Here is a 13,826-nt window from a genome sequence, read left to right as displayed (position 1 = left end):
GCATGGTCCCAAATCAGGGCGGATCACTCAATTCATCACCTGGCGATGGATTCTGGCGCAATGCATAGACGAGATAGTGCTTTGGGCTTGGGCACAAGGCCGGGCAAAATAGCGGATTCCTCCGGAAGCGCGGCGCACATCGCCAGTGGGTCGCGATCACTATCCCTTGAGCCTCGGGGCGGGATGCTCCGGAATTTTCGAACCACCTCAGAGCGCGGCTGTCGAACAGCCTTCGAGCAGTCAGCCTTGTCAGTTCATGTCCATCTTTGATCAGATTTCTCAGTCCGTCCTGCCGACAGCGCATGGCGAGTTCCGTGTCCATGCCTTCCGTGAGCATGGTGGTGTGGAGCATCTTGCACTCGTGCGCGGTGTCGTCGAGGGGCAGACGGGGGTACTCGTCCGCGTGCATTCCGAATGCCTGACCGGAGACGTTTTCGGTTCGCGGCGCTGTGATTGCGGTGAGCAACTGGAGCTTGCCCTGCAACGCATTGCGGCTGCGGGCACCGGGGTCTGTATTTATGTGCGGGGCCACGAAGGGCGCGGCATCGGCCTGCAGCAGAAGATTGCGGCTTACGCCAAGCAGGATGAGGGCCTGGATACCGTCGAGGCGAATCTGGCGCTTGGGCAACCGGCCGATCGTCGCAGCTACGCGGCGCCGGCAGAAATCCTGCGCCATCTGGGTGTCGTCAGCATCAGGCTGATGAGCAACAACCCGACCAAGCGACAGGCGCTGGAGCGCGAGGGCGTGAAGGTACTGGAGTCGCTATCACACGAAGTGCCCTCCAATCCGGACAACCGCCGTTACATGCAGACCAAGCGGCAGCGGATGGGACATGTGCTGCGTTTGCCCGATAGCCCGGAAGCCCAGCCCTCGGAGCCGGAGCAGGCCGACGCGCAGTGACGCAGGGCTGCCCGCACCGGAGGATGCCCTTCAGCGCGCGGCAATTGGGGCTTGGGCGAATTTCACTTATGTGACGACTGTGCCGCCTGGCAAGGCCTCCGCATCATGAATGCGGGGCCCGTGTGAGGGCGGGCTTGGCCCCGCCTGCTCACACAGGTGTTTTCACTGCTTGCGGGTCAATTGACGGCGGCCTGTGCCTGCCACCCACCGCCAATGGCGCGGATCAGGCTGACGGTAGCCCGCGCCTGTTCGGCCTCGAGCTGAACGGCTACGCGCTGTTGCAGCAGCACGCTGCGATCGGCATCGATCACATTCAGGTGGCTGACCGAGCCTTCACGATACTGGACCTGAGATAGCCGGGCGGCCCGCCGGGCCGAGCTGACGGCTTCGTCCTGAGCCTGTGTCTGGCTCTCGAGCAGACGCAGATGGGCCAGGTTGTCCTCTACTTCCTTGAACGCGCGCAGCACCGTCTGCTGGTAGTTGGCAGCCTCTTCGAGGTAGACGGCATGTGCCTGATCCACCCCCGCCTGGCGAGCGCCACCATCGAAGACCGGCAGCGAAAGCAGCGTGCCGACCATCGGACCGAGCAGGAAGGTGCGGCTGCTCCATTTGAAAAGATCGCCCAGCTCGGCTGACTCGTAACCCAGTGCCCCGGTCAGCGAGAGGCGCGGGAAGAAGGCGGCCCGCGCCGTGCCGATGCGAGCATTGGCGGCGGCCATCGCGCGTTCGGCGGCGGCGATGTCCGGACGTCTTTCGAGCAAGGCGGACGGTAGCCCGGCTGGCACTTTCAGCTCAACCCGGTCGAGCGGCTGAGGGGGCAGGGTGAAGGCGGCCGGCGCCTCGCCGAGCAGGATGGCCAGGCTGTGTTCGGCCACGGCGCGCTGGCGGGCGATGCCGATGGCTTCCGAGCGGGCCGAGGCGAGTTCGGTGCGGGCGGTGGCTAGCTCCAGCTCGCTGATGTCTCCTTCATCGAAACGGCGCTGGAAGAGGCGGGTGCTTTGCTCGCGCAGCGTGACGGTGTCTGCATACAGCGCCGCCAAGGCGTCGAGTTCGCGCAGGGAGAAGTAGGCATTTGCGACATCGGCCTGGATGGCCAGTTGCAGTGAGTGGAACAGGGCTTCGCGCTGCGCACTGGTGGCCGCCGCGGCATCGACGCTGCTGCTCACCCGGCCGAACAGGTCGGCTTCGTAGGCAACGGTGCCTTGCGCCCGCCACAACGTCGAGATGCTGGTGTCGGCGTCTGCAGCTAGCCCTTGCGAGGCTGGCGAGGGACGTTGGCGGGTGGCTCCGGCGCCGATACCGATCTGCGGGAAGAGCGCCGAACGGGCGTTCTGTTGCAGGGCACGGGCCTGGCTCAGACGGGCAGCGCCGGCCTTGAGATCCTGGTTGGCCGCTGCGGCACGGCTTTCCAGATCGTTGAGTGTCGAATCGGCAAAGGCTTTCCACCATTCACCGCGCGGGACGTTTTCGGCGGGTTCGGCGGTCTTCCATTGCGCCGCAGTGGGTGCCTCCTTGAAGGCGGCCGGCGTCTCGACCTGCGGTGGCTGATAGGCCGGGGCCAGCGAGCAGCCGGCCAGCGTCAGCAGTGCCGCCAGTAGCGGGAACAGCCGGGTGGCCGTACCCCGGCTGCGGGGCCTGACCGCCGCCGGGGCGGCATGGAGGGCGGGCGAAGTGAGATGTTTCATGTTCATTTCTCCTGGGGGTCAGACCGCACGCTGAGGGGCGGTGTGAGCCGGGGTGATCGGAGCCTCATGCGGCGCTGCGGTGTGCAGCTTGTGGCGCTTGTCGAGGGTGCGCAGCAGCACATAAAAAACCGGGGTCAGGAACAACCCGAAGAAGGTCACGCCGAGCATGCCGAAGAAGACGGCAATCCCCATGGCATGGCGCATTTCGGAGCCGGCACCACTTGAGATGACGAGCGGGATGACGCCCATGATGAAGGCGATGGAAGTCATCAGGATCGGGCGCAGGCGCAGGCGACTTGCGTCGATGGCCGCATCGATCGGGGTCGCGCCCTGCAGTTCCAGCTCGCGGGCGAATTCGACGATCAGGATGGCGTTCTTGCACGCCAGGCCCACCAGCACCATCAGCCCGATCTGGGTGAAGATGTTGTTGTCACCACCGGTCAGCCAGACGCCCGTGAGCGCGGCCAGGATGCTCATCGGCACGATCATGATCACTGCCAGCGGCAGGGTCAGGCTTTCGTACTGTGCCGCGAGTACCAGGAAGACCAGCAACAGACTGATCGGGAAGACCCAGATGCCGGCGTTGCCTGCGAGAATCTTCTGGTAGGTTAGATCGGTCCACTCGAAACGCACGCCTCGCGGCAGAGTTTCTGCGGCGATGCGCTCGACGGCTGCCTCGGCCTGGGCCGACGAATAGCCGGGTGCCGGGCCGCCGTTGATATCGGCGGCGGTATAGCCGTTGTAGCGCACGACCATTTCCGGGCCGAAGGTGGAGTGCACCTTGACCAGCGAGGAGAGCGGCACCATTTCGCCCTGATTGTTGCGCGTCTTCAGTTGCAGGATGTCCTCCGGATGGGCGCGGAACGGTGCATCGGCCTGGGCGCGTACCTGGTAAGTGCGGCCGAAGCGGTTGAAGTCGTTCACATACAGCGAGCCGAGGTAGATCTGCATGGTGTCAAACACGTCGGTCACCGAAACCCCTTGTTGCTTGGCTTTGACGCGGTCGAGATCCACATCGAGCTGGGGCACGTTGATCTGGTAGCTGGAGAACATCGGCCCCAGTTCCGGCGCTTTGGATGCTGCTGCCATGAAGGCATTGGCGGCCGCATTCAGCTCGGCGTAGCCGATGGCGCCGCGGTCCTCGATCTGCATCTTGAAGCCGCCCACCGTGCCCAGGCCCATCACCGGTGGTGGCGGGAAGACGGCGATGAAGGATTCCTGGATCGCGGCGTATTTCTGGTTCAGCGCGCCGGCGATGGCGCCTGCCGAGAGCTCCGGCCCGTGGCGTTCATCAAAGGGTTTCAGGGTCACGAACACGATGCCAGCACTGGAGCTGTTGGTGAAGCCGTTGATCGACAGGCCGGGGAAGGCAATGGTGCTTTCAACGCCCGGTTGTGCCAGCGCGATTTCACCCATCTTGCGGATCACCGCTTCGGTGCGGTCGAGCGAGGCGCCGTTCGGCAATTGCGTGAAGCCGATCAGGTACTGCTTGTCTTGGGCCGGCACGAAGCCGCCAGGTACCAGATAGGAGATGCCCACCGTCAGCCCCAGCAGCACGGCATACACGCCCATCGCCGAGGCCTTGCGACCGATGACACCGGTGACGCCGCGGCCGTAGCTCTCAGAAGCGCGACCGAAGAAGCGGTTGAAGGCTGCAAAGAAGCCGCCGAACCAGCGGTTCATCTGCCGCGTCAGCCAGTCCGGTGTTTCGCCGTGGCCCTTGAGCAGCATGGCGGCCAGGGCCGGGGACAGGGTCAGCGAGTTGAAGGCCGAGATCACCGTCGAGATGGCGATGGTCATCGCGAACTGCTTGTAGAACTGGCCGGTGAGGCCGGTCATGAAGGCGAGCGGCACGAACACGGCCACCAGGGTCAGCGCGATGGCGATGATCGGCCCGCTGACTTCGCGCATTGCCCGGTAGGTGGCGTCGCGAGGTGTCAGCCCGGCCTCGATGTTGCGCTCAACGTTTTCAACCACTACGATCGCGTCATCGACCACGATGCCGATGGCCAGCACCATGCCGAACAGCGACAGGGCATTGATCGAGTAACCGAAACCGAGCATCAGCGAGAAGGTGCCGACGATGGAGACCGGCACGGCGAGCAGCGGGATGATCGAGGCGCGCCAGGTTTGCAGGAAAACGATCACGACCAGTACGACCAGCAGGATGGCTTCGAGCAGGGTGTGGACCACGGCCTTGATGCTGGAGCGCACGAACTGGGTTGGGTCATATTCGATGCGATATTCCACCGAGGCCGGGAAGTCTTTTGCCAGATCGGCCATCGCTGCGCGCACCTGGGAGGAAACCTCGAGGGCGTTGGCGCCGGGCGATTGCATGATGCCCATGCCGATGGCGGGTTTGTTGTTGAGCAGTGAGCGCAGGCCGTATTCCGCTGCATCGAGCTCGACGCGGGCGACGTCAGCCAGGCGGGTGACACTGCCATCGGGAGAGGTCTTGAGCACGATGTTGCGGAACTCTTCCTCGCTTTGCAGGCGGCCCTGGGCATTGACCGAAAACTGCATCGGCGTGTCCGGTGCGCTCGGAGAGGCGCCGATCACGCCAGCCGCAACCTGTACGTTCTGCTCGCGGATGGCGCCCACCACTTCACTGGCAGTCAGGCCGCGCTGGGCAACTTTCTGCGGGTCTAGCCAGACGCGCATGGCATAGTTGCCGGCGCCCCATACTGAGACTTCGCCGACCCCGGAGATGCGGGCCAGCCGGTCCTTGACGTTGAGCACGGCGTAATTGCGCAGATAGGTGGCGTCGTACTTATCGTCCGGCGAGATCAGGTGCACCACCAGGGTCAGCGTCGGCGAGCTTTTCACCGTCGTCACCCCCAGGCGCTGCACATCCTCGGGCAGGCGAGGTAAGGCCTGCGAGACGCGGTTCTGCACCAGTTGCTGGGCTTTGTCAGGATCGACGCCGAGCTTGAAATTGACCGTCACCGTCAGGTTGCCGTCGCTGTTGGCCTGCGACTGCATGTAGAGCATGTTTTCGACGCCGTTGATCGACTCCTCCAGTGGCGAGGCCACCGTTTCAGCAATCACCTTGGGGTTGGCGCCGGGATACTGGGCACGCACGACGACCGAAGGCGGCACGACTTCGGGATACTCCGAGATCGGCAGCTGGAACACCGCCAGCACGCCCGCGAGCAGAAGCAGGATAGAGAGCACGCCGGCGAAGATCGGCCGGTCGATGAAGAATTTTGAGATGTTCATGACGGTGAGTCCTCAGCCCTTGGCGGCAGCCGGCACGGCGGCGCCCATCGGGACGATGTTGGGGGTGACCGGGTCGCCCGGGCGTACCCGTTGCAGACCGTTGACCACGATGCGTTCGCCGGCCTTGAGGCCGCTTTCGACGACCCGCAGGCCGTCTTGCAGACTGCCCAGGCGAACTTCCCGGTAAGCGGTCTGGTTGCCTTCGCCGACCACCAGTACGAAGCGTCTGGCTTGATCCGTGCCGACCGCTTTTTCATCGATCAGCACGGCATCACGCTGGCCGGATGCGCCGAGCCGGATGCGGGCATAGAGGCCGGGCAGCAGCTTGCCGTCCGGGTTGTCGACCAGGGCCCGCAGGCGGATGGTGCCGGAGCTGCTGTCGAGGCGGTTATCCACCGAACTCAGCCGCCCCTGAAGCGAGTAGCCCTCGTCGTTGGCGAGGCCCAGATGGATGGGCAACGCCTTACCCTGGCTGCCACTGACTACCTTCAGGTAGCTTTGCTCGTCGACATCGAAGGCGGCATAGATGCGATCGGCCGAGACCAGCGAAGTTAGCGCCGGGCCATTGCCGGGAGCGACCAGATTGCCGACGGTGACTTCCGCACGCGAGACGCGGCCGGTGATCGGCGCGGTGATGCGGGTGTATTCGAGATTGAGCTGGGCGACATTGAGCGCGGCCTTGGCCGCCTGCAGGTTGGCCTTGGCTTCGCGCGCGGCATTCTGCTTCTCGTCGAAATCCCGGCGGGCGATGGCGTTTTCGGCCAGCAGGCGTTCGCCGCGCGCCAGATCACTGGCGGTGTAGGCGACGCGGGCTTCCATCGCAGCGAGCTGGGCTTCGGCGCGGGCCACCTCGGCGGCGAAGGGGCGCGGGTCGATGGTGAACAGCAGCTCACCCTTCTTGACCAGGCTGCCGTCCTTGAAATGCACGGCAGTCAGGATGCCGGAGACCTGGGGATGGATCTCGACCCGCTCCACTGCTTCGAGGCGACCGGAATATTGTTGCCATTCGGTGACTGCGCGGCCAATGACTTCGGCGACATCCACCGTGGCCGCGGCCGGCGCAGCGGTGGACGCAGCACCGGCCTGGCCGTGATAAACGGCGAGACCAGCACCGAGACTGAAGAGGCCGGCCAGGGCGGCGGCGAGGACAAAGTTTTTTTGGCGTAGGGGCATGATGATTCCTCTGGGGGTTTGAATAATGGGAGCGGGGCTTATCGGATCTCTGACGAGGGACTGGGGGGGCTTTGGTGTTCATTGCGCAGGCCGCGCTGACCCAGCGTTTCGGGCGGCTCTGTCGGAATCTCTTGCTCTCCAAGGCGGCGGCGCAGGAAATGGGCAATTTCAGCCAGTGCCGGGCGGTGGCTGGCCAGTGCAGCGTGCTTGAGGCCGGCCAGGCGCACGACCTGGGTGGCAACGCCGGCGGCGATCAGGGCTTCGGCATAGGTCTCGGCTTCCTTGTGCAGCACGTCGCATTCAGCCGTGATGATCAATGCCGGCGGCAAGCCTGCCTGGCGTACCGAAACCAGCGGCGACGCGTAGGGGTGCAGGCGCTGGCGCGGCTGGGGCAGATACTGGCGATAGCAGTCGGCGCAGGTCGCGGCGCTGAGATCCGAGTTCAGACGGGCGCTGTCACCGAGGCGGGTCATGCTCGGGTCGAGCATTGGTCCGACCAGCACCTGGGCCAGGATGGCCGGGCCATTGCGATCACGGGCGATCAGAGTCAGGGCGGCCGCCAGGTTGCCGCCGGCATCGTCGCCGGCAACCGCCAGCCGCTTAGGAGCGCCGCCCAGTTCGAGGGCGTGCTCAACGGCCCACTGCGCAGCGGCATAGGCATCCTCGGGGGCAGCGGGGAAGGGCCGGGCTGGGGCCAGGGCGTAATCGACGGCAATGACCAGGGCCGGCGTGTGTTCGGCGATGAAAGCGGCTGCGGTGTGGGCGTCGTCCAGGCTGCCGCCGATAAAGCCGCCACCATGGAAATAGAGCACGATGGGCAAGCCCGCCCGGGCGGTGCTGGGGCGGTATACGCGCAGTGCGAGCGGGCCGGCTGGACCGGGAATGCTCAGCTCTTGCGGCGGCTGCGGGGTGGTGGCTTGCATCACATCCAGGGCAGGGGGCTGCCAAAAATTGGGATGAAGCTATTTTCTGTGTTGTTTCTGGTTGGATAAATACGTTGTTTTAAACAATACTATTCATCATTAGCAAACAATCAAAGATCTCAGGAGATCGCAGGATGGACCGTTTCCAGGCCATGCAGGTATTTACCCGGGTGGTGGACGCCAACAGCTTTACCCGTGCCGCAGACATGCTTGGCCTGCCACGGGCGACGGTGACCACCATCATTCAGAATCTCGAGGCCCTGCTACGGGTACGCTTGCTCAACCGGACCACGCGGCGCATCAGCCTGACGCCGGATGGGGCCGCCTACTATGAGCATTGCGCCCGCATCCTTGGCGAGGTCGAGGAGACTGAGGCGTCGTTTCGGGATGTGGCACAGGGGCCCAAGGGGCGCTTGCGTGTCGATGTGCCTTCGCCGATTGGCCGCCTGGTGCTGATCCCGCGCCTGTGCGAGTTCCGCGCGCGTTACCCCGATGTCGAGCTGGTCATCGGCATGGGGGACCGTCTGGTTGATCTGGTACGTGAAGCGGTGGATTGCGTCATCCGGGCCGGTGATTTGCAGGATTCAACCCTGGTGGCCCGGAGGATCGGAGCGATCAAGATGATCACCTGCGCGACACCCGATTACCTTGAACGCTATGGCGTGCCGCATAGCCTCGATGACCTGAAGCAGCATGTTGCCGTGCACTATTTTTCGCATCGAACGGGCCGCAACTTCGACTGGGATTTCATGGTTGATGGTCAGGCGACGCCCTTGAAGATGCAGGGCAGCGTTTCAGTCAATGACATGGATGCCTACATTGCCTGTGCCTTGCAGGGGTTCGGCATGATCCAGCCGGCCCGCTTTACCGTTTTGCCCTTGCTTGAATCGGGGGCGCTGGTCGAGGTCTTGCCCGAACTGGCGCCAGCGCCAATGCAGATTTCGGTGGCCTACATGCAGAATCGTCATCTGTCACCGAAAGTGCGTGCATTTGTCGACTGGGTGGCTGAGCTGTTCGGCGCCTGTCCGCTGTTGGGTGGGGTGGATAGCGGGAGCGGCGAGTGCAGTTATGCCGGTGACGCCGGGTACAACACGCTGCGGAACGAGATCGCGTTTCAGAACGTACTTGAGCAGACGGGCTAGGCGAGGCGCTTTTCTGGCCCAGGCGGCAATACCTGGGGCAGTGGCACTTGAAAAGAGTTGCGCTGTACCCGCCGGGTGGAAGCGCTTGCAAGGTCTGGCCGAGGTCGGGAGAGGTCGGGAGAGGTCGGGAGAGGTCGGGAGAGGTCGGGAGAGGTGACGGCTCTTGTGCGAAGCATCTATATAAATGATAATCATTCTCATAAATACATAATGCTTCCCCTGACACACAATGCTTGCCCTGACTCACGAAGGCCTCTATCGCGAGCACCACTCCTGGCTCAAGGGATGGTTGCGCGGGCGTTTGGGATATTGCTCGGATCGGGCTGCCGACTTCGCTCAGGAGACCTTCCTGCGCATCCTGCAGGCGGGTGAGCGGCCGCCCGAGCTGGAACAGCCGCGACAGTATCTGGCCACCATCGCGCGCGGTTTGCTGGTCGATCATTTCCGTCGTCAGGACTTGGAGCGTGCCTATCTTGCCGAGCTGGCCAGCTTGCCGGAGGCCGCGCAGCCATCGCTTGAGGAGCGGGCCATCCTGCTCGAAACCCTGCTCGAGATTGATCGCATGCTGGATGGTCTGGGTACCAAGGCCAAGCGGGCCTTCCTGCTGTCGCAACTGGATGGCTGGAGCTATGCCGAGATCGCGACCGAACTCGGTGTGTCGGTCAGCAGCGTGAAGAAGTACATGCAGAAAGCGGTGCTGCAATGCCTCCAGTGTCTCTGAAGGCAGAGCAGAGCGGCGGTGTTGCCGTGCATCTGGAGGCGGCGGCAGCCTGGTATGTACGTCTGTGCTCCGGTGAGGCGAATGCTACAGACCACGCCGCCTGGCAGCGCTGGCACGATAGTTCCCCCGAGTGCCGCGCGGCCTGGTCGCGCGTTGAACGCCTGCAGGGCCTGCTGACCCAGGCGCCCGCCCAGACGCGCCGTGCGCTGGATGCAGCGGCGTCAGGCAAGCGCCGGCGCCTTGCCGCCTGTGCCGGACTCATGCTGGCGTGTGGCCTGGTCTTTCTGTTGATGCGTGCCTCGCCCGAGGCGCCCGTCGAATGGCTGGCCACCGCACAGGGGGAGCGCCGCGTGGTGAAACTTTCCGACGGTAGCCGGCTGCTGTTGGGCTCAGCGACCACCGTCGGCATCTCTTTTGATGCCCGGCGACGCGAGCTGCGTCTGAAAGACGGGGAATTGCAGGTGCAGAGCGGCCACGATCCGGCGGCCGGTACTTCGCCCAGACCACTCCTGGTGGTGGCGCGGGACGGGCAGGTCAGGCCGCTGGGAACCCGCTTCACCCTGCAACAAGACGAGTCCGGCACGACGCTGGCGGTGCAGGAGCATGCAGTCGAGCTGACCCAGCCGCAGCGGGAAGCCTCGCCGCTGCGTATCGCGGCCGGGCAGGCCGTGCGTTTCTCGGCCAGCGCAGTCGGTGTGCCGGTAGCGTCATCGGCGGCTGATGACGCCTGGACGCGAGGCTTGCTGGTGGTGTTGGACATGCCGCTGGCGCGCTTCACGACTGCACTGGCACACCAGTCCGGCAAAACCATCGAATGCGATGCGCGGATTGCCGGCCTGCGCGTGTCCGGCAGCTATCTCGTTGATCAGCCCGCTCGCTCACTGGAGAGCGTTGCCGCTCTGCACGGACTGCGTGTCGAGACCACAGCTGCCGGTGCCTTGCGTCTCTTGCCCCGGCGCGACTGATTCGGCTGGCTAGCCACAGGCGAGCAGGCCGAGATCCGGATCGTGTTGCTCATCAGCTGCGCGATCTGACGAAGGATTGGCTTTCACTCAGGGCAGGGGGGCAGACTCCGCACCACTGTGCGCAAAATAAATTGCGGCAGGGAGTGTCCTTTTTGTGCGCTCGTTCGGCCTACCGAATGAAACACTTCTCATTCGCAGGCTACAACATGTTTTTACTTCCCCAGCGCAGCCCGTTTTCTCCCCTCGCCACGGCGGCTTGCCCAGCGCGTCCGCGGCCGCTTGTCATGGCCCTGATGGCGGCCAGTCTGGTCATTGGTCTGCAGGCTGGTGCTCATGCCCAGGCGACGCCAGCCTCCAGCCTTCAGCGTCCGTATGCAATTGCCGCCGGTCCTCTGGCCGAGGCCTTGAACCGCTTTGCAGCCGAGGCCGGTGTGGTGCTGGCTTTTGATGCGGCCCAGCTCAAGGGGCTGCAGTCCAAGGGCGTGCAGGGCCGTTTCGGCACGGCCGATGGGTTTGCGGCGCTGCTCGCGGGCAGTGGTTTCGAGGCAGCACAGACGGCTTCGGGCAGCTTCGTGTTGCGCCGCGCACCCGCATCGGCACCCGCCCGCAAGGCCGCCACGGAAAATGCTGGCGAGGTACCGGAGCTTGCCGAGGTCAAGGTCGTTGCCCGTCATCTGGCCGGGGTGGATAAGCTCGATCGCCAGATGATCCGCAACATGCCGGCGATTAACGGAGATCTCACCAGTCAGCTCAAGCTCAATCCGAACATCCAGTACAGCGAAGCCCAGCTCTCTTCGCAGACGGCTGGCGAGATAGCACCGGCGGAGATCAGCATTCACGGCGCCAAACCGTATCAGAACGAAATCCTGCTAGATGGTGTGTCGATTGCGAATGATCTCGACCCGGGCAACAAGATCGTCACCACCAATCCTGAATACATTCCGGGCAATGCCCAGGCGCTGGCGATCGACAGCAGCATCCTGTGCGATGTGGAGGTCAAGGACTCCAACGTGTCCGCGGAATACGGGCGCTTCACCGGCGGTGTGGTGGACGCCAAGATCTGCTCGGCACGCAAACGCTTTGGCGGCAGCCTCGCGATTGGCTACACCTCATCGGACTGGACTCACCTCTTCATCGATCCGGCGAAACAGGAGGAATTTGAAAACTCCTCCACAGCAGACAATCAGCCCCGCTTCAAGAAGTGGACTTACAAGACCACCCTTGAAACTCGCCCGGATCCTTCCTGGGGCCTCCTGATGAGCGTGGTTCGCAAGCAATCCGACATTCCGCTCAACCGCTTTTCGACGACCAATGCGGGCACCACCGAGAGTCGCGAAGTCACCCAGCAGCGGATCCAGGACACGCTGGTGATCAAGACCGACTTTGCACCCGCCGGCAGCGCCCACAAGGGGGATGTTTCGCTCGTCTATGCACCGACGGAGAACAGCTACTTCATCGAGAACTATCGCAACAGCGATTACACGATCAAATCCGGCGGCCTCAATCTTGCGGGGCATCTGGAGTCGAGACTGGCACCCGCCACGCTCAGCCAGCAGATCTCGTTTTCCGAAACCGACCAGTCGCGCCGCAGCGATGCCGATTACTACCGCGACTGGCGCTGGTCGGCGGACAAGAACTGGGGCGATTCCAGCCAGAGCAATGCCAGCAGCGGCGAGGGGGCCTGGGGCGATGTCGACCAGAAGATGCAGAACCTGGGCTACAAGCTCAAGTCCGCTTTTCATGAACTCTCGCTGGGCGACACCCGGCACCGCGTCAGCAGCGGCCTCGAGTACCAGCAGAAGCATGCTGAGTACACCCGCCTGAGAGACACGCGCTATTACCTGACGGTGGCTGATCTGCCAACTTCCGGTGCGATCTCGCGCTGCCAGACCAGTACCGGTGCACTCGATAGCGAAGCCTGCTCCACCACGCCGACGAAGGGCAAGACGGTGGGGCAGTACTTCCGCCGCCTGATGACCTACAAGGCTGGCAGTTTTGATGTGGATGCCAACACCTGGGCGGCCTACCTGGAAGACGAGGCCAGCTGGCGCAATCTCAAGCTGCGTCTGGGCGGTCGTGTGGATCGCGATTCGCTGACGGCAGACACCAATCTTTCGCCGCGTTCGAGCCTCACCTGGCAAGCCAGTGAGCCGTTGTCCTTGAATGTCGGTGCCAACCGCTATTACGGCCGCAACCTGTTCGCTTATGCGATGCAGGAGAAAGTCAGCTCGCTCATCTACACCCAGACTCGCAGCGGCACCCTGGCCTGGAGCAGCGCGACCCAGACCAAACCCAGCAATCGCCTCGAGGATATGCGCAGCCCGTATGACGATGAGCTGACTGCCGGCCTGAACTACGACAGCGACTGGCTCAACGGGCCCCTGAGCCTGCGCTTCACCCGCCGTGACGGGAAGGATCAGATCGTCAAGCGCTTGCTGACCAAGCAGACCGATTGCAACAGCAACCAGTGCTACGTCTACACCAATGAAGGTGGCAGCCTGAGCAAGGATCTGACACTCAGCTGGAACAGCAACAAGGCCTTCAAGTCCGGCCCGGTTGCCACCCGCTTCTGGTTTGCCGTGAACAAGAGTGATGTGAAATCCAATTACTCGACTTATGCGGATGTCTATGGCACGGCCCTCGCTAATGACGAAATCATCCAGTACGACGGCAAGTTCATCCGTTACTCCGAGATGCCGGCTGACAACTACAACCGACCCTGGACGTTGCGCATCGGTGCCATGAGCAGCCTGCCAGCCCAGCAGCTGAGTTTCACCAACATCCTGCGTATTCGCGATGGCTATCGCCAGATGTTGCAGAACGGTGAAACCACCTACGAAGGCACGACGGTGGATGTGTGGGAGCAAACCTCGTTGCCGCGCTCGATCGCACTGGATACGGTGATCAGCTGGACGCCGCGCATCCACGCCGACCAGAGTCTCGAAGTGAAGCTCACGATCGAAAACATCACCGATCAGAAGAACAAGACTTCCGCCAGTTCCACCTACGCCACCTACGAGCGCGGTCGCAGCTTCGCACTCGAACTCGGCTACTCGTTCTGACCGCCCCCGTCATCACCCGTCTCGCCGCGCCCTCT

General features: G+C 63.5%; 9 protein-coding genes. 5 read left to right on the top strand and 4 right to left on the bottom strand.

Annotation, left to right across the window (positions count from 1 at the left end; all coding sequences use genetic code 11):
• Positions 1 to 256 precede the first annotated feature (256 nt).
• The gene (gene ribA / locus HJ583_RS07965) at positions 257 to 901 is read left to right on the top strand and encodes a GTP cyclohydrolase II (protein ID WP_170021449.1); all 645 of its coding nucleotides are present in this window, start codon (positions 257 to 259) and stop codon (positions 899 to 901) included.
• 176 nt (positions 902 to 1,077) lie between these two features.
• Here ribA and HJ583_RS07960 read toward each other — a convergent pair whose 3' ends face one another.
• Genes HJ583_RS07960 through HJ583_RS07945 form a run of 4 tightly spaced genes read right to left on the bottom strand, consistent with a single transcriptional unit; the run spans position 1,078 to position 7,901 of the window.
• Positions 1,078 to 2,586, bottom strand: coding sequence for an efflux transporter outer membrane subunit (locus HJ583_RS07960; protein ID WP_170021448.1), 1,509 nt, complete (start codon positions 2,584 to 2,586; stop codon positions 1,078 to 1,080).
• Between the two features lie 18 nt (positions 2,587 to 2,604).
• Complete coding sequence (locus HJ583_RS07955) at positions 2,605 to 5,805, bottom strand: efflux RND transporter permease subunit (protein WP_170021447.1); 3,201 nt, start codon at positions 5,803 to 5,805, stop codon at positions 2,605 to 2,607.
• Positions 5,806 to 5,817: 12 nt separating this feature from the next.
• A complete protein-coding gene (locus tag HJ583_RS07950) occupies positions 5,818 to 6,978 on the bottom strand; it encodes an efflux RND transporter periplasmic adaptor subunit (RefSeq protein WP_170021446.1) in 1,161 nt (386 codons plus the stop codon).
• A 38-nt stretch (positions 6,979 to 7,016) separates the two neighbouring features.
• Entirely contained in the window at positions 7,017 to 7,901 is an 885-nt protein-coding gene (locus HJ583_RS07945) for an alpha/beta hydrolase (RefSeq protein ID WP_170021445.1), read from the bottom strand.
• 134 nt (positions 7,902 to 8,035) lie between these two features.
• Between HJ583_RS07945 and HJ583_RS07940 the strand changes: the two genes are divergently transcribed.
• From HJ583_RS07940 to HJ583_RS07925, 4 genes are all read left to right on the top strand, one after another.
• Entirely contained in the window at positions 8,036 to 9,043 is a 1,008-nt protein-coding gene (locus HJ583_RS07940) for a LysR family transcriptional regulator (RefSeq protein WP_170021444.1), read from the top strand.
• A gap of 229 nt (positions 9,044 to 9,272) precedes the next feature.
• Positions 9,273 to 9,764, top strand: a complete 492-nt coding sequence (locus HJ583_RS07935; RefSeq protein WP_170021443.1) for a sigma-70 family RNA polymerase sigma factor — start codon at positions 9,273 to 9,275, stop codon at positions 9,762 to 9,764.
• Complete coding sequence (locus HJ583_RS07930; RefSeq protein WP_170021442.1) at positions 9,755 to 10,729, top strand: FecR domain-containing protein; 975 nt, start codon at positions 9,755 to 9,757, stop codon at positions 10,727 to 10,729. The genes HJ583_RS07935 and HJ583_RS07930 overlap by 10 nt, the downstream gene beginning before the upstream one ends.
• Positions 10,730 to 10,935: 206 nt before the next feature.
• Positions 10,936 to 13,791, top strand: coding sequence for a TonB-dependent receptor plug domain-containing protein (locus HJ583_RS07925; protein ID WP_170021441.1), 2,856 nt, complete (start codon positions 10,936 to 10,938; stop codon positions 13,789 to 13,791).
• Positions 13,792 to 13,826 lie beyond the last annotated feature (35 nt).

Origin of the sequence: Uliginosibacterium aquaticum, assembly GCF_012972705.2 — a bacterium.
GTDB classification, from domain to species: Bacteria; Pseudomonadota; Gammaproteobacteria; order Burkholderiales; family Rhodocyclaceae; genus Uliginosibacterium; species Uliginosibacterium aquaticum.
This window is presented reverse-complemented; position numbering and strand designations above follow the sequence as displayed.

What these genes read in the sequence shown, in the direction of transcription:
- HJ583_RS07955 (WP_170021447.1), bottom strand. Translation starts at nt 5,805, where the DNA reads ATGAACATCTCAAAATTCTTCATCGACCGGCCGATCTTCGCCGGCGTG.
- ribA (WP_170021449.1), top strand. Translation starts at nt 257, where the DNA reads ATGTCCATCTTTGATCAGATTTCTCAGTCCGTCCTGCCGACAGCGCAT.
- HJ583_RS07945 (WP_170021445.1), bottom strand. Translation starts at nt 7,901, where the DNA reads ATGCAAGCCACCACCCCGCAGCCGCCGCAAGAGCTGAGCATTCCCGGT.
- HJ583_RS07940 (WP_170021444.1), top strand. Translation starts at nt 8,036, where the DNA reads ATGGACCGTTTCCAGGCCATGCAGGTATTTACCCGGGTGGTGGACGCC.
- HJ583_RS07925 (WP_170021441.1), top strand. Translation starts at nt 10,936, where the DNA reads ATGTTTTTACTTCCCCAGCGCAGCCCGTTTTCTCCCCTCGCCACGGCG.
- HJ583_RS07950 (WP_170021446.1), bottom strand. Translation starts at nt 6,978, where the DNA reads ATGCCCCTACGCCAAAAAAACTTTGTCCTCGCCGCCGCCCTGGCCGGC.
- HJ583_RS07935 (WP_170021443.1), top strand. Translation starts at nt 9,273, where the DNA reads ATGCTTGCCCTGACTCACGAAGGCCTCTATCGCGAGCACCACTCCTGG.
- HJ583_RS07960 (WP_170021448.1), bottom strand. Translation starts at nt 2,586, where the DNA reads ATGAAACATCTCACTTCGCCCGCCCTCCATGCCGCCCCGGCGGCGGTC.